5 protein-coding genes are annotated in these 23871 nt (G+C 69.3%); all 5 read left to right on the forward strand.

Annotation, left to right across the window (positions count from 1 at the left end):
• The first annotated feature begins 460 nt into the window (after positions 1-460).
• The gene (locus tag M2351_RS26440; RefSeq protein ID WP_264659032.1) at positions 461-21097 is read left to right on the forward strand and encodes a DEAD/DEAH box helicase family protein; all 20637 of its coding nucleotides are present in this window, start codon (positions 461-463) and stop codon (positions 21095-21097) included.
• Between the two features lie 235 nt (positions 21098-21332).
• Positions 21333-21578: a type II toxin-antitoxin system Phd/YefM family antitoxin gene (locus M2351_RS26445; protein ID WP_264659033.1), complete on the forward strand. Its 246-nt coding sequence runs from the start codon at positions 21333-21335 to the stop codon at positions 21576-21578.
• A 5-nt stretch (positions 21579-21583) separates the two neighbouring features.
• On the forward strand, positions 21584-22036 hold the full coding sequence (locus tag M2351_RS26450; protein WP_264659034.1) for a PIN domain-containing protein: 453 nt from the start codon (positions 21584-21586) through the stop codon (positions 22034-22036).
• A gap of 599 nt (positions 22037-22635) precedes the next feature.
• Positions 22636-23154, forward strand: coding sequence for a helix-turn-helix domain-containing protein (locus tag M2351_RS26455; RefSeq protein ID WP_406567440.1), 519 nt, complete (start codon positions 22636-22638; stop codon positions 23152-23154).
• Between the two features lie 148 nt (positions 23155-23302).
• Positions 23303-23590, forward strand: coding sequence for an HU family DNA-binding protein (locus tag M2351_RS26460; protein ID WP_264659035.1), 288 nt, complete (start codon positions 23303-23305; stop codon positions 23588-23590).
• Positions 23591-23871 lie beyond the last annotated feature (281 nt).

A 23871-nucleotide genomic window follows, 5' to 3' on the forward strand; every position in this document is an offset into this window, starting at 1 on the left:
TCGTCGCCGGCCCTGACCGCCGCCGGCCCCCGGCCCTGACCGGCGGCTTCGTCTCGGGCCGTGTCTTGATCACCGCCCCCTCGACGTCGTCCGGCCTTATCCTTCGGCGACCGGGAAGCGCCGGGGACTCCGCGTCGGGCATTTTGCCAAGGATAAGAAGAGCGCCGCAATCGTGATGGTCGCGACACGCATTCCCAGGCCCCGATCTTATGCATGCTCCCGTCCGCCACGCGTCGCGTTCTGAGTCGACCGGCGCCTCGGCGCCGACACGACGCCGTTTTCGTTTGCGGTCTCTTTAAGAGCGCTGTCTCCCGCTTTAAGAGCGCTGTCGTCCGATCAACGGCCCGTGACGTTCCGCCACACCGTCGCCCACGCCAACCCTCCGCTTGCTCGTCCCCGCCACTCATTTTATACTGAAGGCTCCGGTGCCCTCTGCGGCGCCCCAGCAAGGATTCGCCGCATGGCCGCCCAGACGATGCCGCCCGCCGACCGCCGCCTCTTCGACGACGCCTTGGCCGAGGTCGCCCGTCTGGTCAACCGCACAACCGGCAACCGCGCCCGGGTCCTGGCCGCCAACCAACTGTTCGACGAGACCGGGTCCTACCGCCCCGGCGCCTACGGCGGCACGCTCGGCCAGGACATCATCGCCGTCAGCCTCTACGACGCCACCGGCACCCCCCGCCCGACCCGCGACCTCCTCAAGGACACCCGCCACGAGGTCATTCACTTCCTCCGCGACCATGGTCTCATCGACCCGGCCGCCTGGACCGCTTTCGCCGCCAACGCCGCGCACTGGCGCCGGCGCTACGGCATCGACGCCCTGTACCAGGACGCCAACCTCACCGACGCCCAACTCGACGAGGAAGCCACCGCCACGGCCTACGCCGAATGGGCCGCCGAACGCCTGGACGCTCCCAACCCGCCGACCCGCCGCGGCTTCACCCTGATGCATCGCTTCTTCGGCGCCGTCCGCGACACCATCCAGCAGCCCTTCACCACCCTCCGCTCCCCGCTCGCCCGATCGGGCGCCGCGGAGGCCGCGGCGGCGGCCAGACGCCCCCTTGACGCCGCCCGCGCTTGGTTCGCCCGCATCGAGCAGGGCCTTGCCGCCGCCCGCGCCGTCCCCTCCAGCGCCGCCGCATCCGCCACCCCCGCCGGCACGATCATCCGCACCGACGCCGCCGTCACCGTTGCGGGTGCCCTGCACGCCCGCGACAAGCACGACCGTCGCACCCTGTCCCTGTTCGGCCTTGACCCCGACCCGGCCCCCGTTCCTCTCGTCGACGCCCCGCCCACGCCGTTGTTTGTGGAGCCCGCATCGCGCCCTGCCACCGCCGCCCTTGATTCCGGCCACGCCTCCGTCGAAGATGCCCACCACGCTTCCCAACCCGCCTCCTTCCCCAGCCAGGACACCCGCGATGCCGCCGACCAGCCCGCCGACCGCCTCCAGCACGCCGCCGACCACCGCGCCGAAGGCCACGCCCCCGGCCAACCCGCAGGATCTCACCGCCTCGACGCTCCAGCTGCTGGCGTCGAAGGTCCAGGAAGCGAAAGCGCTCAACCCGGACCCGACGCAGCCGCTGCGGATGGACTCGCCGCTCGCCGACCTGGTGATCAGCAACCGGACGTAACGCCCGCCACGGCCGCTCAAGCCTCCAGCGCCCCCACCGCGGCCATGTCCGGCGGAGCCGACGGCTCCGCCGCTCGCGACCGGGACGCGGCCGTCCTCACGCCGCTCATTTCCGTCCCCGGCCTGGACACCTTCCCGGAGGCCCACCACGCCGCCGTGCGCGCCGCGGTCGCCGGCCTTCCGCCCGAGGCTCGGCGTTTGCTCATCGTCACGCAAACGCCCATCGGTTGGCTCGCCGACGACGTGATCGCCACGCTGCCGGACGACGAGCGCGCGCGCCTGTCCGCCGCCCCCGTGCAGGCTTTGGACGGCGCGCGCATCATTGTCACGGACGTTACCGCTCTCACCCCCGATGCCCTCGCCGCCGCCCTGATCCCCATCGCGGCCCCGCACCTGCCGACCGATCTCTTCGACCAGGCGGCCGCCCGCGCCGCCCGCCAGGGCGAAGCCATCGCGCACGCCATCGAGGCCGCGCTCACCGGCGCTCTGTCTCCGCTGACCGCCCTCTCGGCCGACACCCTCGCCGCCGCCGCCGCGGCCGCCGCCACGATCACCGCCACGCACCGGAGCGCCAGCGACGCCGCTGCCGGCCGCGACGCTCCGGCCGACGCCGCCCTGAGCCCCGCCACGCAATTCCTCCACATCCGCCAGCACCTCGCCCAGCCCGACGACGCCCTGCTGGCCGCCGCGTCCAAGGTCTTTCCCGACCTTGCCCCGGCGCACGTCATCCTCTCGCTCCACGCCCACGCCGCCGCCCAGAACTTTCGCAGCCTGGGCTGGCTGCCCGCGCGCGACGCCTTGCTCGCCGCCCACGCCCTGCAGTCGCCCCCGTTCGCCGCCGCCATCTTCGCCGCCGCGGCGGACGCCGCCGACTTTGCCGCCAACACCGCCGCCGACCGCGCCCTGCTCGACGACGCGCGCACGGCGCTGCGTGCCGCCCGCGCCGCGCTGACCACACGGGAGGTGCCGGCGACCGTTCCGGCGGTGATCCACGCCACCGCGGAAGCCGGCCACGACGCCATCCTGACCCTCCAGGAGCACCTGTTCGGCGCCCGCGTGGCCCCCGAGGACCTCGACAGCGCCCGCACCGCCGCGCGCGCCCTCCTGGCCCTCGCCGCCGAGACCGCCGCGTATCCCACGCGGGCCGCCGCCAGCCCCGTCGGCGATCAGCCCCAAGCGTCCACCGCGGCCACGGACGGCGCCGCCGATCCGGCCGCTTCGGACAGCGCGGCCCCGTCGCGCGCCGCCCCGCCCGCCGCTCTGCGCTTGGACGATCTGCGCGCCGGCCTGCGCCGCGACTTCCCGCGCCTTGTTGTTGATTTCGAAGGCGCCGGCCATGCGGCGACGACGCGCCAGTACCGCATCCTCCGCTTCAGCCTGCCAGAGGCCCTCCGCAATCAGGGACACGGCACGCGCGCGATGGCCCGCATCATCGACTTTGCCGACGCCAACGGCTTTCTGCTGACGGTGCCAAACCTGCTTGGCGATGCCAACGGCAACATGCCGGCTGGACAGCGGTTCCTCCGGCGGTTCGGCTTTGAGATCAACCTCGGCGAGACCCAGCGCCCGGACCTGGTCGGCAAGGACTACGTGACCGACGCCTTTTACCGCGACCCCGACCCCTCCCGCCGCCGCATCCTCCCCCCCGGCCTCGACGCCGCGACCCTGACGCCCGGCGGCAAGGAAACCCTCAGCCTCCTGTCTCTGCTCGGCGTGACCGGCGACGACGTCCGCGACATGCCATCCGGCGAGCGCATGCACCGCATCGTGACCGCGCTGAGCGCCATCGATCGCATCACGGTCCTGACCACGCCGGCCCGCTCCGACGCCCCACCCGCGACCGTCTCCGCCGCCATTCCCGCCGGTTACGCGCTGAGCCTGGTGCGCAGTGGCCAGTACGTCCTGCGCCACCACACGCCCGGCACGGACGAAAGCCGCGCCGTTACCCGCACCGTTCGCCATCTCGGGCCCGACCGCGACGCCGCGCTGCTCCGTGCCCGCGTCTACCTCGTCGGCCTGAACCGCTCCATCCCGCCGACGCTGCACGTCCTGCCGGACGAGTCCGCCGCCCCGGACCGGAACCCGATCACCCCCTCCCAGTCCACCCCATCTCACTCCGGTGACACCGAATCCTCCGCCGACCACGCCGGTGTCTCCTCGTCCGCGCAAGGCGTGGACGAGGCCTCAGCGTCCCCGCCGGCCGGTGGGAAAACAACCGACCCCGACCCCGACGTCGCGATCCGCACCGTCGCGTCCCCCGCCACCGCCCTTACCGCGGACCGCAGCACCTGGGAAGGCGCCATCTGGGCCGCCGCGAACGACCGCTGGAACGCCGGCCACTCGGTCGTCTACGGCACCAGCCTGCGCACGACGGTCATTGCCCCCAAAAACCGGGACGCTCTTCGCTTTCACGATGGTCGCATTCAGGCCTATGAGGGCCGCCGCCAGGGCCGCGAGCACTGGATCGACCTCGGCCCCTACGGTCAGAGCATCGACAGTCTCGCCCACGGCCTCGGCCTCCCCACCAGCTTCGACCGCAGCGCCGCCCGGGCCGCCGCCATGCCGCAGGCGGACACCCGCGACGACACCCAGGACCGCCTCACGCCGACCCAGATCGAGTTCGGCATTGCCACCACTCTCGACCGTGTCGACCTCGAAGGCCCCGCCCTCATCGCCAGTCTGACGCGAGATGACATCGCCCGCATCCTTCGCGACGAAGACCCGGCTTACGTCTCCGATGTCGAAGCCTACCTCCGTGCCACACACCCCGACCTCTTCGGCACGCAGTCCCTCGAACAGACCACCACCTCCGAGCCCATGTCGTCATGGCTCATCCGCGCCATGGCCCTCGACGTCGACACCGGCGCCCTGTTCGACGCCCTCGGCGAGCACGACATCCCGGCTGGCGCCTTCGTCTACCACTCCCCCGCGGCCCCGGTCCCGGCGTCCCTTGCCGTCGCAACGCCCAACGTCCAGTCCGCGGGGAACTTCGCCTGGTCCTCCACCCCGATCCCCAACGCCACCCTCCACACACTGGGACTCCTGCCAGCCGCCGTCGACACAGCCGCTGCGGTCATGCGTGTCCACTACGACGCCGAGCACGGCAGCGAGCGCGGCTACGTCCTGCAGATGCCCACCGGCGACAGCCGCCTCCGCGGCGCCACCGTCGCCCGCTCGTCCCGGCATCCGGGCCAGTGGCAGGTGACGTGGTTCGACCGCAACGGATTCAGCGGCGACACCACGCGCGCCACCCCGCAGGAGGCCTTCCTCGAAGCCTTCCGCGAAGGTTATCGCATCCCCGCGCCGACCCTGCTGCGCGACCTGATGCAGACTTCCGAATTCCACGCCGGCAACGCCGCGACCGACGAGATCGCCCGCATCAACGCCGCCACCCACGCCGGCACGCGCGGGACCCCGTTCGCGCCGGCCGCGCCTGCGCCCGGCGCCCCCGCGCCCGACCTCGATCTCCTGCGTGATGCCGGCTTCACGGACAGCGAAATCGCGTCCGCCCGCGAAGGCCGCCTCAATCCGCGCATGATCGAGCAGGCCGCTCAGGGCTACGTGTTCTGGGGCGATTGGACCGTCACCACGCCCGACGTGCTGGCCAACGCGCTCCGCATGTATGAGGACGACCTGAAGCCGATCGCGGGCCGGCGCGAACGCCTCGCCGCCGTCGCCGACCGCAACGGGGTCCTGTCCGCCGGCGAGGTGTCCCGGATCATGGGCTATGGCGACACGCCCGGCATGACGGTTGCCCAGATCGCCGCCGACATTGACCGCCAGGAGCAGACCGCCCGCGCCGCGATCGCCCGTTTCGAGCGCCAGCACGCCCGCGCCATCGCGTCCGGCCTCGTGCCGACCCCCGCCGATCCCACCGCGAGCGCCGCCACCACCCAGACCGAACAAGACCTCCAGCCCACTCCGGTTTCTCCCACCGAGCGAAGCGAGGCCCCCCGCGCCACCAGCGCGGCCACGGCCACCAAGCCCGCCGCCAAGCAACAGACGCCCACCCCCGCCACCGGAGCCCACGACACTCTCAACGCCGCGCCTTTCCTCGACCCCACCACCGTCGCCCTGCTCCGCCTCGCCAGTGTCGCAGACGTCGACATCCAGCTCATGACGCCGGACGAGCGTCAGCAGCGGATCGACGCCGCGACGGCCGCCGCCGACGGCGTCCAGGTCCGCGATGTCCACGCCCCGGGCGACCGCTTCTGGTACTATCTCTCGAAGGGCGAGCAAGCCGTCCGCTACACGCTGCGCTACCACGCGACCACCCCCGGCCGCGACGACGACCGCCACGTCCGCACCTTCGGCGAAGACTTCGACGACGCCGTCCAGAAGGCGCGTATCTACCTCGCCGCGCACACCCCCGCCGGCCAGCCGATCCCGGCCCTCCACACCGCCGAACCCGACCGGCGCCCCATCGGCGCGCGCGACGAGATGGACGCCCCCGCCGCCACGGACGACCGCTCCCGCTCGGCCACCCTGCTGCGCGACCTCTCCAGCGCCCCCGAAACCGCCGCCCTCCGCACCGCCCGCCAATCCGGCCCCCAATCCACGACCACAGCCACGGCCTCGGCCTACGACCGCAACGCCCCGTCCACCGTCGCGACGCCGCTCTCCGCCTATGGCCTCAAGGTCAAGCCCCTGGAGACCCGCGCCGGCAAGCCCTACTGGTTCGTCACGGGCCGTATCGACGAACACCAGGCCCTCCTCGACCGCTTGGGCGCTGCCAGCCCCTTCAAGCTCAAGAACGCCTGGGGCCGCAGCTTCTTCGACGCCGACCCCACCGACCGCATCCTCGCCGCCTTTGCCGCCGCCAACGACCCGAGCAAGGCCCCCACGGACCCACTGGACGCCGCCGGCCTGATCCTTGAAAAGCGCACCAGCCGAAGCACCGGCAAGGACTTCTGGACCGTCCGCGGCGACCTCACGACGAACGCCACCCTGCTCGACCGCCTGGGCGCCGCCGCCCCCTCGACCTTCAGCGGCACCGCCACCCGCGCCTTCTTCAAGGGCGACCCCACGGAAGCCCTGCGCGCCGCCCTGTCCGGCGCCTCGCTGCCCGCCCAGGACGACACGGCCAACCGGCCAAGCATCGACACCCCGCGCGCCCAGCGTCTGATCGCCTCGAACCGCCTGCACGTCGACGCCGACCCAAAGGGCAATGGCTTCGTCGTCACGGGCAAGACGTACGACCACCGTAGCATTCTCAACGACATCGGAGGAACCTGGGATGGAAGCATCAAAGGATACCGTTTCGCCGCCGACCCGACCGGCCACCTCGGCGCGGCTCTTGCCGACCTTGACGCCCGAGGAAGCGTTGCAGCGCTTGATGGAGGAGACGCCGGACGCGGCATTGACGCTGAGGAAGCTCGAGTCCTCCTCGAACTCCGCGAGCGAGAGCGAGGACGACCCGACGAGCGTCAGCTTGACCGACCTGCTGCCGAATCTGTCAGTGACACCACCCGCGCCCTGATCGAGCGCGGCCTGCAGTTCGGCATTCCCGCCCCCGTCGCCCGCGACCAGATCGAGGACATCGCCCTCATCCACCGCGCCTACGAGCGCCAGAACCCGCTCTTCATCCTCGCCAACGCCGCCGGCACCGGAAAGACCTTCGTCCTCGGTGGCGCGATCCGCGAACTGCGCGAAGCCGGCCAGGAGCGCTTCGTCTACTTGACGCTGAACACGGACCTGATCGAGCAGATCAAGCGCGACCTCGCCCCTTACGGCCTGGACGGCGTCTCCTTCCACACCTACGCCGAACTCAGCAACGCCAAGTCCGCCCCCATCGACGTCCACGACACCGTCGTGCTCGCCGACGAGGCCCACAACCTGAAGAACGTGGCAGCATCCCGCGGCCAGAAGGGCCAGGACCTCCTCCGCGCGGCCCGCATGACCATCGCCGCCTCGGCCACCCCGTTCGAGAACCCCATCGAAGCCCGCTACCTCGCCGCCACCGGCGTGTTCGACAGCGTGGGGGGCTTCGAGACCTGGGCCAAGATGTACGGCGCCGCCCAGAAGTCGCGCACCTTCATCAACGCCCGCACCGGCCGCGAGCAGACGGAAACCATCGCCTACTGGCCGTCCAACGCCAGCAAGGCCGACGGCAAGGCCGCCCGCGACTGGTTCATGGCGCGCGGCATCATGACCCAGCGCGCCATGCAGATCGACCCCGCCCTGGTCGACGTGCGGTTCAACCGTTTCGCCGTCTCCCAGGAGTACGTCGACCTCTACAATCAGGTCAACGCCGCCTACGACGACGCCCTGGATTCGTATCGCGACCGTGACGGCAACGTCGTTGCCGCCGGCCGCGCCGCCGATATGCTCCGCCACCGCGAGAACACGCTGAAGCGCATCCTGGAAGCCGCCAAGCTCCCCGGCGCCATCGAGCAGGCCCGCACCCACCTCGCCGACGGCAAGCGCGTCGCCCTCTTCACGGAAACCAAGTCCGATCGCGAACTCGGCCGTTGGCGCATGCTCGACGCCAAGCCCACGGAGCGGACCTACTCCGCCGACGAAGTCGTCGCCATGATGCAGGAGTGGCGCCAGGAAGCGGCCATGGCCCGGATCTACGGCGACGGCGATGTCCCGCCCCCACCCTTCGCCGAGTTCATCGAAGACCTCGCCGTCGCGTTCGACAACCGCACCATCCGCTTCGACCTCCCCAGCCCGGCCGACGAAATCGTCGCCGCCTTCGGCAAGGACGCGGTCGCCGTCTACACCGGCGCCGTCTCCGCCGGTCAGGCGACGAAGGCCAAGGAGGCCTTCCGCGCCGGCGAGAAAAAGCTGATGGTGCTGACCATGGCCAAGGGCGGCACCGGCCTGTCCCTGCACGACACCGACGGCGATAAGCCGACGGTCCAGCTGAACCTCACGCTCCCCTGGACGGCCACCGCGGTCGAACAGGTCTCCGCCCGCTGCGCCCGCTACGGCCTCCAGTCCAAGGCCGTCGTCGGCTGGCTGTTCGCAAGCAACATTCCGTGGGAAGCCGAAAAGCTGGCGCCCAAGGTCGGCCGCCGCATGGCCGAGATGGGCGCGCTCGTGAAAGGCGTGGACGTCCGCGCCGCCGACGCCCTCACCACGGACTTCGATTTCGAAGGAACCCTCGACGTGCGCGACCTCGACCCGCCCGCGGCCCTGCAGCCGGCCGCTGTCCCAACCGTCTTCTCCACCCACCAGCCCATCCCGTACCCGCCGCCGCCGCCGCGCCTGCCCGCTCCCGGCGAAACTCTCACCGTCGACGGCTGGTCCTGGCAATCGCTTCTGCCGGGCATCGTCCACGGCTGGCCCACCGACGACTCGTCACTCGCCCGCCGCGACGCCCTGGAAGCCGCTCTCGCCCCGCACGCCGCTCGCGTGCTGCCGCAGGAAGCCGCCAACGGCGACATCCTGGTCACGGGCGCCATCTATCTCCGAGCCCGCACCCCCGACGGGCAGGACGCCTTCACCGCCGCCGACGGCCTCACGATTCCAATGCGCGACGCCGAGGGCCACGTAAAACACATACCGCTCGTCGCGATGACTGCGGACGATCCTGTCGACATCCTCTATCATGAGGCTGGCCACGTACATCTGCGCGAAGGACGCTTTGATGACCACGAACTCGCCGTCTTCACAGACCCCGCCCACGACGCCCTCTTCAACGACCTCGCCGCCCGCTACGACCTCGACCGCTACCCACCCTCAAATTCTCCTGGACGACTCCTTGAGGAACTTGCCTGTCACCTGGCCGGCGACTGGGCCTCGTCCCGCGCCGCCGCCGAACCCGACCGCGACGGTGACCAGCGCTCCGGCGACGCGCCCGCTCTTCGGCCCCGGCTCGGGACGGTCGTTCGGCTCCCCGAGGACCTGATCCAGGTCCTCAATTCCCTGATCGACGGCACCATCGGCTCCCGCGCGGCCTCCGCCGAGACACGCGCCGCGTCCCTGCTCGACATGGGCCTGTCGGGTCTCAACGATCCCCGCCTCTTTACCCCGTCCGACCGTCTGACGGCCGGCGGCCTCGCTCCCACCTCCAGCCTCTACGCCCCCCTCACCCCGCCGGCCGCCCGCCGCCCGTCCCGCGACACCAAGACGCTCGACCTCTTCGCCTGGGCCGCGCCCACCCCGCAACCCACCCCGTCTCAGACCACCTCGGCCCCCTCCAGCGTCGACGGCACCGCCGACCGCGTCGCGGTCCCCTCCGCCACGCACAGCGCGGAGGAGGCCCCGGCCACCACCCCTGCCGCCGTGGGTCAGGCCCCCGCCCAAGCCGACACGCCCGCCACCCCGCAGCTGGCCGCCGAACCCGCGCCGCCGGAGCCCGTCACTCCGACCGACCTCCGCTGGCTTGCCTCTGCCCTCACCCGCCCAGACGTGACCGCAGACCCGTCCCTCAACGCCGGCCACCTCTACCTGTCTGTCTACCGCCCCGTCGGCTTCGGCCTCCCGGTCCGCGGCCTGCCGTTCGACACCGCGGCCCTGCTGCCCACCACCGACGCCGCCCGCGTCCTCCTGACGGAAGCCCCGCTCCCGGTCTCCACGCTGAGCCGCCTCGAACTGGCCCCCGTCTCTCCGGCCGCCCGCCTCGCCGCCCTGCGCGCCGCCTACGCCTCGGAGTTCGCCACCGCCGCCACGCCGGCCGCCACGCACGACCGCTTCGAACTGACGCCCCGCGATCCCGATGGCTATGGAGGTGGCGCGATGGTCGCCCCGGCCACCGCCGACACATCACCCGTCGACGCTCGCTTCATCCTTGTCGAGTTTGATGGCTACGGCATCAAGACCCAGTCCAACCACGCCACCCAGGACGAGGCGCTTCTCGCCGCTATCGCGCGCGGTTACGTTACCCCAACGCCCGGCCACTACGCCGAAATGGCCGCTTTGGGCAGTTTCGACCACGCGCCCACTCCCGACGACACCCCCGCCACGAACGAGACGGAGGTCGCCCAACCCACCTCGGTCTCCCCCGCCGAGCAGAGCGAGGCTCCCCGGGCCATCGGCGCGGCCACAGCGACCACTGCGGCAGCCGTGACACACGCCCCCACCCCTCGCTTCACCGACGCCACCTACGCCGCCGCCCGCCGTGACGTGACCGCGATGCGTTGGCTCGCCCTCAAGGTCGAAGCCGCCGTGCTGGCCACCGGCGCCCGGGGTCGCGCCGCGCTCGTCGTCAGCAACGCCACGCCGAAAGACCTGCTCGACCGCCAGATCATGGCGGCCTACGGCGTGGACGCCGCTGACGCCCGCACCGCCTCCAACCGCGCCTTCGAGGTCGAGGACCAGCACCTCGACCCGGCCGATCGCACCGTCTGGCGCAGCCAGCCCAGCCCGACGCTGGCCGATTACCCGATCCTCACCGACGCCCTGCGCACCGCCCTCGCCGACGTCGGCTACGCCGTGAACACCGACCTCTCCGTCACCCCCATCGCCGCTCCGCAGCAGGACGCCGCGGCCACCCCGCCCGGCACCGACCGCGACTTCGCCTTCACCACGTGGATCCGCACCGCCGCCGCCGACGTGGCCTCGCTGCGCCGCATCGACGTTGACCGCGTGATGGGCTACGCGCACGACGCCGGCGCCCTCGACGCCTTCGCCGTCTGGCTGAGGACCGCCCGCCCGGACCTTGCGCAGGAGATCGCGGACGTCCAGGCCGACCGCACCACCACCGCTGAGACCATCCCCTCCCCGGCCGGGGCCGCCGCCCCCGACCGAACCCCCGACTTCCTCGCGTCCTTCCCGCCACCGGTTCGGACCCCCGACCGTCAACCGCCTTACCTCGGTGACCCAGCCGACACCGCGGAGCAGGCGGCCCTCCACGACGCCATCGCCCTGGATCTGAGCGCCCGCCTCACCGCCTTGGACGGGCTCGCCGACGCCGCGACCGCCGGCATCGATCCCCGCACCGGCCGCCGCCCCCGCGGGCCGGACGAGGCGGCGGACACCGCCCGCTACGTCAACGCCGCGCGCGCCGGCGAGACCGTTGCCATCCGCGACACCCTCGCCGAATACGCCGCGCAGTTCGGCCACGACGCCGCGGCCCGGTTCGAAGCCCACATCCGCGACGCCCACGCCCGCCGCCAGTCCGAAGCCGCCGCCCAGCGCGCCCAGGCTGACATGCCCCTCTTCGCCGCCTCCACGACGGCCCCTCAGACCGATCGCGTCGACCACCTCCTCGCCGATCTGGCCGCGTTGGAGGATACCCAGCCAGATTTCTTCGCCAACGGGACCCTCTCTATGTCCCGCGCGCAGGAGACGCGCATCGGCTATCCGGAAGGCGCGCCGGCCGACATCGACCTGGACGCCATCGAGGCGGCCACGCCCGGCAACGGCTGGGGCACGACCGCCATCCGCCTCGTCACCGCGTTGGCCGACCGCCACGGCGCGTCTCTCTTCGTCCAGGCCCACGCCATGCTCCCCGACGACCATGGAGACGAGGACGAACTGGTCGGCTATGACGAGTCCTCACAGAGCCGCCTGATTGGCTGGTATGAGCGCCAAGGCTTCACCATCGTCCACGACGGTGGCGACACGACGGATATGCGTCGCTCTGCCGCCTCACCCACGCACGAACAGGCGGCATGGCTCGACGCGGCGCTCCGCGGTGTTCCGCTCCAGGGGACTTATCCTGCGTCTGCGATCCGCGCCAATCTCAACGACGACGGCATTCACGTTGCCCCGCGTGGCAGCGTTCTGACGCCGTCTCCGCTCGACACGGAAACGCAAGATGACTTGATGAATGGCGGGTGCTTCCCGTTGGCTCTTGCCATTCATGACGCCACCGGCCTGTCGCTTGTCGGCGTTCGGGCGTACAGCAATCCGATGTCTTCGCTGATCGACCATGTGGCCGTCGCCTTGCCCGATGGCACCTATCTGGACGCCCGCGGCATTCTGACCCGCGAGGGCTTGCTCGACACCATGGTCGGCGAGGCATTCGTCATCGAAGACATCGCGCGTGACGACGTCGAGCGCCTGTCGAACGAGAACAGCCGTTCTTTCGTCGCATCGGCCTCAATCGCTGCCGCGACCCTCCTGCCGCTGGTCGACCACGTCCAGCCAGCCCACCCCACCCCGGCCACCCCCGCCGAGCGCAGCGCGGCCCCCCGCGCCACCGGCGCGGCCCCAGCTCCCGCTTTTGCCGCCGGAGCGGAGGTCCCAGCACAACCCGCCACCCCCACTGCCTTCACCATCACCTCACAATCCGACCTCGCCCCCACCGGCCAACGCGCCAAAGTCGACGCCAACCTCACCGCGCTCCGCCTCCTGAACACCCTCACCGCCGAAGCCCGCCCGGCCACCGCGGATGAGCAGCGCACGCTTGCCCGCTACAGCGGCTGGGGCCACAGCCCGCAGATCTTCGACGACGCCAAAGCCGGCGATTGGGCCGCCCTGCGCGCCGACCTCCGCAGCCTCCTCAGCGACGACGCTTACGCCGCCGCCCGCCTGACGACGATCAACGCCCACTACACCAGCCATGAGGTGATCGCCTCCGTCTGGCAGGCCACCGAGGACCTCGGCTTCCCCGGCGGCCGCGTGCTGGAGCCCGGTTGCGGCATCGGCAACTTCATGGGTGCCCTGCCCGCCGGCCTGGCCGCCAACACCCGCATGGTCGGCGTGGAACTCGACCCCACGACCGCCGCCATCGCCCGGCACCTCTACCCCATGGTCGAAATCCGCGCCGAAAGCTTCGAGACCACCAACCTGCCCCCGGCCAGCATGGATCTGGTCATCGGCAACGTGCCCTTCGGTAAGATCGCGCTGCACGACCCCAGGCACAACAAGGCCGGGCACAGCATCCACAACCACTTCATCATCAAATCACTCGCCTTCGCGAAGCCGGGCGCGGTCATGGCCCTCGTCACCAGCCGCTACACGCTCGACGCCCGCAACCCATCGGCCCGCCGCGACATCGCGCTCGGCGCCGACCTCCTCGGAGCGGTCCGCCTGCCCGAGACCGCTTTCCGCGCCAACGCCGGCACGGACGCCGTGACGGACATCCTGTTCCTGCGCAAGCGCCACGCCCACGAGCAGCCGCTGGACCAGTCCTGGATCGGCACCACCACCCTCGACCTCCCCGCGCAAACCGACGGCGCCGACCCGGTCCACATCAACCGCTACTTCGTCGACCATCCGTCCCACGTCCTGGGCACCTTCGCCGTCGAAAGCGGCATGTACAACGCCAACACCCTCACCGTAAAACCCAACCCCGGCCCCCTCGCCGCCCAGATCGCCGCCGCGGTCTCCGACATCGTCGAGCACGCCCGCACCAGCGACCGACTCTGGGCCGCCCCCGCCCACGCGACGCCGACCACCGCCGCCACCGCGGGCGACCTCGAACCGTCCACCGCCCCCGCCGACATCAAGGAAGGCGCCTTCTACCTTGACGACGCCGGCACCATCCGCATCCGCCGCCATGGCTACGGCGAGCCCGCCAACGTCCCGGCAAAGGAGCAGGCGGAAGTGGCGCTGCTGATCCAGCTGCGCGACACCGTCCACGACATCCTCGACCTCCAGTCCCGCGACACCACACCCCTCCCGTCCCAATCCCCCTCGGCCACCTCCGGCGCCGAAGGCGCCGCCCCCGCCGCGGAAGCGGCAGACCAGGACACCATGTCTCAGGCCCCCCTCTGGGCTCCCGCCCAAGCCCGCCTGAACGCCCTCTACGACGACTACAAGTCCACCTACGGCGCCATCAACCGCTTCTCCGCGATCAACCGCGGCAAGGACGAGGACGGCGAGGATGTGATCGCCCGCCGCTACCCAAAGTTCGGCGGCTTCCGTCGCGACCCCGACTTCGCCAGCGTCATCGCGCTCGAAAACTTCGACGACGAAACCCAGCAGGCCAGCAAGGCGCCGATCTTCAGCAAGCGCGTCCTCAACGCCCCCCGCGAAATCCGCGGCGCCGACGACGCCCACGGCGCCCTGCTCGCCGTCCTGGAACAGACCGGCCGCGTGGACTTGTCCCGTATGGCCGCCTTGCTCGGTACCGACGAGCCGTCCGTCATCGCCGAACTCAAGGGCGCCATCTACAAGGACCCCACGCTCGACGCCGCTGGCCAGCCTGCTTGGGTCACCGCCGACGCCTACCTCAGCGGCAACGTCCGCGTGAAGCTCCGCGCCGCCGAGGCCGCCGCCCAGGACGACCCGGCCACCTACGCCGACAACGTCGCCGCCCTGCAGCGCGTCCAACCCCGTGACCTCCACCCTCGCGACATCAAAGCCCGCCTCGGCGCCCCCTGGATTCCCGCCGGCGACATCCAGGCCTTCGCCAACGCGATCCTCGGCACCGACTCCGTCAGCGTGGCCTACGCGCCGATCATCAACGCCTGGAGCGTCCACGCCTTCCGCGACGTCCAGCGCTCCGTAGCATCCCGCACCGAATGGGGCACCCGCCGCCGCGACGCCCTGACCCTCCTGGAAGACGCCCTCACCGGCCGCCCCACCGAGGTCTACGACGTCGACAGCGACGGCAAGCGCCAAAAGAACGCGAAGGCCACGCTCGCCGCCTGCGAAAAGCGCGAGAAAATCGAGGAGACCTTCGGCCGCTGGATCTGGCAGGACCCGGACCGCGCCACCCGCCTCGCCGCTTATTACAACGAGCACTTCAACAACACCGTCCTCCGAAGCTTTGACGGCAGCCACCTGACGCTGCCCGGCCTCAGCACCGCCATCAACCCGCGCCCGCACCAGCGCAACGTCGCCTGGCGCGTCGTCCAGGACGGCAACACGCTGATGGCCCACACCGTTGGCGCGGGCAAAACCTTCGCCAGCATCATCGCCGCCATGGAGGAAAAGCGCCTCGGCCTCACCACCAAGCCGGCCTTTGCGGTTCCAAATCACATGTTGGAGCAGTTTGCGCGTGAATATAAGCAGGCATACCCCGCTGCGCGCCTGCTCATCGCGGACAAGGAGAGCGTCAGCCCCGAGTACCGCAAGGAGTTCGTGGCCCGCTGCGCGCTCGGCGACTGGGATGCTGTGATCTTCACTCATTCGACATTCAGCAAAATTCCGGTTTCTGTCGAAGCGACGGCAGACTTCATCCGCGAACAGGTCGACGACCTGGAGGCCTCCATTGTCGCGGCTAAGAGCGGCAACGACGAGCGCGGTAGCCTCACGGTGAAACGGCTCGAGACCGCGAAGAAGAATCTTACGGAACGCCTCAAAGGTCTCATCAACGAAGACGTCAAAGACGACGGCATCACGTTCGAGAAAACGGGCATTGACCGCCTGTTTGTTGATGAGTGCTTCCCTTACGAGACACCTATTCTAACCGATCGTGGTTGGCTCCCGATTGGCTTCGTGGTAGAATCTCGCCTGAAAGCGAATGTCCTGTCTATGGACCGCGCGACGGGTTCGCTGGAGTGGAAGCCCATCATCCGCTGGCTGCCGCGCGAGCGTAAAACGCCAATGGTGAAGGTCATCCATGAGCGCGGCGAATTCATCTGCACCGACAAGCACAAGATCGCGACCGGCGCCGGATACGTTGCCGCCCAAGACCTCGATCCGGGAACGCCACTGTATTCACTGCCAGAAGACATTCGTCCCGAGCGCGGAAATACCGCAGCATTTTTGCTCGAAGGACTGTCAGGAAGCAGCAAATTTTGCTCGGCTGGACCAAGCGGAGCGGGTTTGCCCCCACTGCGGCAGGACCTTCCACGCGAAGCGGCGCTGGGATCTGCGGCGCTACTGTTCACCGGAATGCAGGTACGCTTGGCGGAAGGCGCAGCCGCGCAAGATGGTCGTCAAGACCTGCGAAATCTGCGGAACAGAGTTCCAGTTCGTCTCTTCGGGAGAGGCGAACAACGCGAAACGGCGGTTTTGTTCGAATCCATGCGCGGCCATCTACCGCAATCGTCTCCCCGGTCGCGCGGAGCGTTTCGAGGAGACCATCGGGCCAACGCGCGGCAAATACTGGAAGGGACGGAAGCATCCGGGCGCATCGGCGCGTATGAAGGAGAACAATCCGAACAAGGACCCGGCGATTCGCGCCAAGATTTCGGAGGCCATGAAAGGCAGAACCTTTTTGGCTCGTGGCGGGAACGGTCAACTGACCGAGCCACAGAAGTTGTTGGCAGGCGTGCTGGGCCTGCCAATGGAACTCGCCATACCGACGGCGCCGGTCAAGGACCAGTTCGAATCGCTGCCACACTGCTACAAGGTGGACATAGCGGGTCCATCTCGGATGCTGGCTATCGAGGTGGATGGCTTGACACACCGTCTTCGCCGGTGGCGCTTTTTGGACAAGCGCAAGACCGCAGTGTTGAATGCTCTCGGGTGGTCCGTGTTGAGGTTTACGAACCAGGAAGTGATGGAGGACGTCAACCGCTGTGCGGAGATTGTTCGACGGTTTACGACCTCGAAGTAGCTGACCATCACAACTACTTTGCGGCCGGCGTTCTTGTCTCCAATTGCCACCTCTATAAAAATCTCTCGTTCCAGACCTCGCGCGCGGGCGTATCTGCCCCCGCTAGTCAGCGGGCTGAGGATTTGTTCCTGAAGAAGGAGATTCTCGAAAAACGAAATCCAGGCCGCAGCCTCGTCGGCATGACCGGCACCCCGATCGCCAACCGCGTGGCGGAAATGTTCGTCATGCAGAAATACTTCGACAAGCCCGGCCTCGTAGCCCGCGGCATCGCGCATTTTGACGCCTGGGCCGCCAACTTCGGCCAGGATGTGACGAGCATCGAACTCGCCCCCGACGGCGCCTCCTTCCGCATGAACACCCGCTTTGCCAAATACGTCAACGTCCCCGAACTCCTGACCCACTTCCGTCAGTTCACGGACGTCCAGACCGCCGACATGCTGGCCCTGCCCGTCCCCGCCCTCCTGGGCGGCAAGCCCCGCGTCGTCTCCGTCCCCGCCTCTCCGATGCAGAAGGCCTACATCGAGAGCATCAAGGAGCGCATCGAGGCGATCAAAGCCGGCGACGTTCTCCCGACCGAGGACAACATGCTGAAGGTCACCAGCGACGGCCGCAAAGCCGCCGCCGACATGCGCCTCCTGGGCTTCCCCGCCGATCCTGAGGGGGGCAAGGCCGGCGCCATCGGCCGGGAAGTCGCCCGCATCTACCACGACACCAAGGACCGCGAATTCCCCATCTGGGGCGGCGCACGCATGTCGCCCAACAAAGGCGCCATGCAAGCCGTCTTCTGCGACCTCGGCACCCCGAAGGCGGACGGCAGCTTCAACATGTACGACGCCATCCGCGACGCGGCCGTCGCCAACGGCGTCCCGGCGGATCGCATCAAGTACATCCATGATTATTCCACTGACGAAGCGAAAGCTCGCCTGTTCAAGGATTGCCGTGCCGGTCGCGTGTCCGTCCTGATCGGCAGCACGGACAAAATGGGTGTTGGCACCAATATTCAGGATCGTCTTTACGCTGTGTTGCACGCTGACTGCCCGTGGCGCCCAGTCGATATCGAGCAACGAGACGGCAGACTGGTTCGTCAATCCAATCTTCACTATGACCTGAAGATTCCTGTCGAAATCCTGATTTTCGGCACGGAAGGCACCTTCGACGTCTACATGTGGCAGACCGCCCAGCGCAAACAGGAGTTCATCAGCCAGGTCATGACGGGCAACCTGGAACAGCGCGAGATGGAGGAGATCGACAGCCAGGCCCTGTCCTACGCCGAAGCGAAAGCCATTCTGACCGGCAATCCCATCCTCATGGAAAAGGCCGGCATCGACGCCGAAGTCGCCAAACTCCAGCGCGCCTACCGCAACCACGAGGACGACGAAACCACCCTTCGCCGCACCGTCACCCAGGCCCGCAGCACCATCGCCGACGCCGAAGCCCGCATTCCCCGTTACGAGGCCGCCCTCGCCGCCCTCCGCCTGCCGCCCGAGACCGCCGCCGTCACCGAGCGCGTCCCCGCCGTGCTGCCGGGCTTTGACGCCACGGCCGTTCCCATCCCGCGCCGCCGCGCCACGGACGAGGAACTGGCCCTCGCCCCCGACACCAAGATGATCGAGGCTGCGGAGAACCACATCTGGGCGATCCGCGAAGCGGCCGGCAAGGCGCTGCTCCGCGCCATGTCCAAGGAGTGGATGGACGGCCGCACGACCGCCCGCGGCTTCCACCGCGCCACCGTCGGCCAGTACGCCGGCCTCGACATCGTCGTCGAAACCGGCGGCCCCCACGGCAACGACACCGTCGCCGTCGGCCTCGCCGTCCCCGACACCGACATCCGCCTCCGCGCCTTCAGCACGGACATGACGAAGCTCGGCAAGCAGCCCAGTGGTTCCGGGTTCCTGCAGGACCTCTCGTCCACGGTGCGCGGCATCGCCTTCGACATTGCCCATGACCGCCGCTCCATCGAGAACGCCCACCAGGACATCGCCCAAGCCGAAGCCGCCATGGGCAAGCCGTTTGAGCACGCCGCCCGCCTGGAAGCCCTCCTGATCCGCCAAGCCGAAATCGACGCCCAGCTCGCCGACACCATGCCCGTCACCGGCCTCGACGCCGACGGCAACACCGCCGACGGCACCGCCGGCGACGACGTGCAGCCCGACCAGGACCAAGTCGCCTCCCTGGAACCGGCCTACGATGAACGCGCTGACCTCGACAACGTCGAAAAGCGCTCCTACCAGGCCGGCTTCGGCAAGGCCGCCAACTTCGTCCGCCACGCCGCCGACGGCGCGGTCACCTATTTCGACGCCTCGTCCTTCGCCCGCGAACTCGGCCGCGCCGCGGACCCCACCAACGGCCCGGCCAACCGCGCCCGGGCCCTCGGCCTCGCCCACGCCGTCGCCGACCTCGGCATCGACCGCCTGAAAGCCGCCATCGACGAGCTTGCCCGCAAGGGCTATGGCTCCCGCGACGACTTCCGCGGCAAGGCCGAGGCTCGCGAGTACCTGATCGCCGCCGCCGCCGTGAACGGCTGGGGCCGCAGCATGGAGCCCCACGAAGCCCTCACCGAGGCCGGCTGGCCCACGTGGCAGTCCGCCCTGACCGCGGAAATCGCCGCCCAGCGCTTCGCCGCCGAACCCGCCGCCGACATCCACGACCGCGACCTCTACGCCGTCATCCGCGAGGATGGCTTCGCCGCCGAGGTGATCGCCGCCGCCAACCGCCTCCCCGCCGCCCACCGCCACGACCGCAGCCCCGCTGACATCCACGCCGCCGTCCTCGCCTTCGCCACCCGCGCCGTCGATGACCTCGCCCGCCAGTACCAGGAGAGCGTCGCTCAGAAGGCCGCCTGGCAGATGCAGAGCTACTTCGGCATGCCCTCGGCCATTCAGCGCGCCCTCTACGACGCCCTGCCGACCGACGCCATGCGCGCCGACTACGACACCCGCCACGCCGCTCACGGCCGCGACATGGCCAACAAGCGCCGGGACTACCGCTACGGGGGCGCCTCGGCCTACGCCGCCCCGCCGCCCGTCGCCGCCGCCGGCGAAGGCGTCCTCGACACGCTGCGCGCCCTGATCGCCCCGTCAGCCCAGGAGACGCCCATCCCGACCGCCCCTACCGCTCCCCGGTCCGAGCGCAGCGAGGACCACCCCGCCGCGCCAGCGGCGCCCCAGGCCATCACTCCGGCCGCCACGTCCGCCCCCGTCACCTTCGCCGCCGACCTCCAGTCCACCATCCTCGCCAACCCCCAGGCCCTGGCGTCCATCCACGCCGCCTTGTCCGCCGGCACCGACCCGACGCTCCTGCTGGTCCGCCTCGCCCGCGACACCGCCTACGACCTCGCCCAGACGCCGGCCCTCGCCGATCCGCAATACGCCGCGGATCTGCAGGCCTTCGTCGCCACCCTGTTCAAGCCCGCCACCGCGGCCGAGCACCTCCATCCCCTGCTCGCGGCCATCCAAGCCGCCAAGGAGCAACTCGCCATGCCGACCACCGCCGATCCCGCGAACCCGCCCCCATCCGGCACCCACATCCTGGACGGACGCCGTTTCGCCACCGTGACCTTCACCTCCACCCACGCCGCCAACGCCTATATGGCCGAGAACCCTCAGCACGGCGTCCTCACCGTCACCGACAACGGCACCATCCACGTCGCCCACATTGAGGACATGGGCCAGCCCGTCCGTACCCTCCCCACCCCAGAAGCCCAGCCCGCGACACCGCCCGCCCGCGACCTATCGCTCCATTGCCGCGAAGACCGCGCGTTCGACCTCCACCAGCGCGCACAAACGGCCGAGGCCCTGCGCAACCCGCTCCCGATCTACCAGGAGGCCGTCATCCAGTTCGACGACAACGAAGCCGCCCTCCGCGTCGAGCGGCTGGCCGGCAAGCACGAGGACGCCGCCCGCTCCGGCGAGGCCCTGCTGGTCCTGGACCTTCTCCGCCACGCCGCCGCCTCCCAGGTGCTCCGGGTGCCCGCCGCCCGCGAAGCCGCCCTCGCCGCCGGCCTCCTTCCAACCATCCAGCAGACCGCGCAGACGCCCCCGCTGCCGCACTCTCTTCCGCACCGTTCCGGCACGCTCCGCCCCGACGATCAGTCCGTTGACCACGACATGGCCGACGCCTGACCATCATCCCTCGCACCAGCGCACACGCAAAGAAGCCCCGCCACAGAGACGGGGCTTCTGTCTTCGCATCCGCCGCCGGTGCCGCGGGCGCTCATCAGAGTCCGTCAGGGTGCGCCGGTGACTCCCGGCTTGGCGCATCCCATAACTCTCACATTTCGGTAGTGATCTACCTACTTTCCGTTGACGAGGGGCAGCCCGGAGCGTAAAGTAGTGACCTCACTACCGGAGGTCCGCCATGCCTTGTACCGTTTCCGCGGCCGACGCGAATCGGCAGTTTTCTGCGATCCTCGGGCAGGCCACCCAGGGCCAAACGGTCATTATCACCAAGCGTGGACAGCCCGTGGCGCAGCTTGTGCCTTATGACCAAGCCCCCAAGAAAACGGGGGGCGGCACAGCCTGGACCCGTCTGTTCCAGACGCTGGAGGACGGTGTGGATCTCGGAGGCGAGCGGTTCGACCGTGACGCCCTGTATGACCGGTGAGCGGCATGCGCTTCACGCTCGATACCAACATTTTGGTCTACGCGGTCGATCGGTCTGCTGGCGACCGTCACCGGCAGGCTGTCGCCTTGATCCATCGCCTTCCTGGTCGGGATTGTGTGCTGACGCTGCAGTCTCTCGCGGAACTCTTCCGCACGCTTACCGGCGCCAAGCACGGCATCCCGCCGGCCCGTGCGGCCGACATCGTCCAGCAGTGGCGCGATACGCTGCCCGTCGTGGCCGCCGATGACGCCTGTCTGACCGACGCGATGGATGCGGTCACCCATCATGGATGGTCCTTTTGGGATGCCATGATCTGGGCAACAGCAAAGCGCCACGGGTGCCGACTCCTGCTGTCGGAAGATGGTCAGGCCGGCCGCACGCTGGGCGGGGTGACCATCATCAATCCGTTTGTCGAAAGCCCACAGCCGCTGCTTAACGAAGCGCTGGGCCCAACCTGAGGCCCCGGTGCCGTTATTCCGATAATCCCAACCGCTTGGAAGTTTGAATGCCGCCTCGCCTTCTCATCACGGTGTCTCAACCGGGTGTGATTGGCGCCAACCAGTTAGCGAAGCGCCTGAATGAGCTGAAAAATAACTCACAGATATCGGACTGGCACCCCGGCCGTTGGACTGACCGGAAGACCATGACTCCGTGGGAGATCATTTTCGACAGCGACAAAGACGCGCTCTTTGCGAAAATGGAGTGGCCAGACGCAACGTTGCCGCGACCATGAAACCCGCCACCACCGAGTTCGATGTGACGAGCGCTGATGGAGCGGATGGCCGCGTCACCTGATCCTTGGATGCCGCCACTGGTCGCACAGAAGAGACCTTGTTCTTCATCACTGACCATGACCACACCAAGCGGCATCGCAACTGTTCGGCTGTTCTAGGTTCAGGTTTCTGCAAGCGTCCGCCAAAGCCGGTTGAACAGGATCACCTGGAAGCGGTAATGGCCCTCACGCATAGGCTGCCCAGCGATGTCGTCCACCGTCCCCGTGCCGCTCACCCGCCCTGATCCGGAACATCCCCTCCCACCACCAGCAAAGGACCGATCCGTGTCGACCACCACCTCGCGCTCCAACCCCGCCACCCGCCGTCGCGGTCGTCCCGATCAGGACACCGTCGCCTTCAACCCCGTCGACGTCCACGTCGGCTCCCGCGTTCGTCTGCGCCGCACGCTGCTTGGCCTGAGTCAGGGGAACCTCGGCAAAATTATCGGCCTGACGTTTCAGCAGGTGCAGAAATATGAGCGCGGCGCCAATCGCATCAGCGCCTCCAAGCTCTTTCTCCTGTCCCATATTCTCGACGTTCCGGTGAGCTTCTTTTTCGACGATATGCCGTCCGCCACCGCCAACAGCGTCATCGCCGACCGCATTCCGGTGAGTGCCGCCACGGACACCGCGAACACACCGAGCGCCGCCCACGAGCCCAACCCGCTGGCCAAGCGCGAGACCCTGGAACTGGTCCGCGCCTACTACCGGATCGCCGATCCGACGGTCCGTCGGCGCCTGTTCGACCTCACGACAAGCATGGCCAAACCGTCGGACGCTCCGATCATCGCCCCGACGCCGTAATGGGCACCCGTCGTATCAACGGGACCACACGCCGTTGCGCTCAACCCAGACGGCCCGTGCGAAATCCCGTGCGCCACCGGGAGCGCCGCCGTACACTGCCCACTCTCTGCTCCACTCCAACCGCAACCATCACAGGGGTCTCATCACCATGACCAAATCTGACGTCATCGACGCGATCGCCGCCAAGTTGGGCGGCACCAAGGCCGATGCTGGCAAGGCGCTGGACGCCGTCCTCGACTGCCTGCAAGACGCTCTGGTCAAGGGCGAAACCGTCAAACTGCCGGGCTTCGGTCAGTTCGAGATTGCCGAGCGCGGCGAGCGCACCGGCCGCAACCCGCAGACCGGCGCCGAGATCAAGATCGCCGCGTCCAAGGCCCCGAAATTCTCCGCCGGCAAGGCCCTCAAGGACGCCATCAACACCGGCACGGCCGCCTGACCCATCCCACGTCTTTGCCCTTACCCGTCCCGCACGCGCCGGGGCCCTCCACGCAACGGGCGCAGCGTCCATCGCTGCGCCCGTTTCCAGGTCCGCCCTGCGCGCCAAGGGATCCTCCAATCACCCGGTCTTGCGCCGCGTGGCCGTCCGGGTGCGACGCCACGCACGTTGCGGGCAAGCGCGCCTAAGGGGGGCTGGGGGCGCACCAGGTCCTGTGTTCGCCGCTCCGGCCCAGCGTCCTTTTCCATCCTTCCCCGCCGCCCCGTCCTGCCCTAAACTCC

It is taken from the genome of Azospirillum canadense (assembly GCF_025961225.1).
In the GTDB taxonomy this organism is placed as follows: domain Bacteria; phylum Pseudomonadota; class Alphaproteobacteria; order Azospirillales; family Azospirillaceae; genus Azospirillum; species Azospirillum canadense.

Coding starts and splice junctions, on each gene's coding strand:
- M2351_RS26445 (WP_264659033.1), top strand. CDS start 21,333: ATGCCTTGTACCGTTTCCGCGGCCGACGCGAATCGGCAGTTTTCTGCG.
- M2351_RS26460 (WP_264659035.1), top strand. CDS start 23,303: ATGACCAAATCTGACGTCATCGACGCGATCGCCGCCAAGTTGGGCGGC.
- M2351_RS26450 (WP_264659034.1), top strand. CDS start 21,584: ATGCGCTTCACGCTCGATACCAACATTTTGGTCTACGCGGTCGATCGG.
- M2351_RS26440 (WP_264659032.1), top strand. CDS start 461: ATGGCCGCCCAGACGATGCCGCCCGCCGACCGCCGCCTCTTCGACGAC.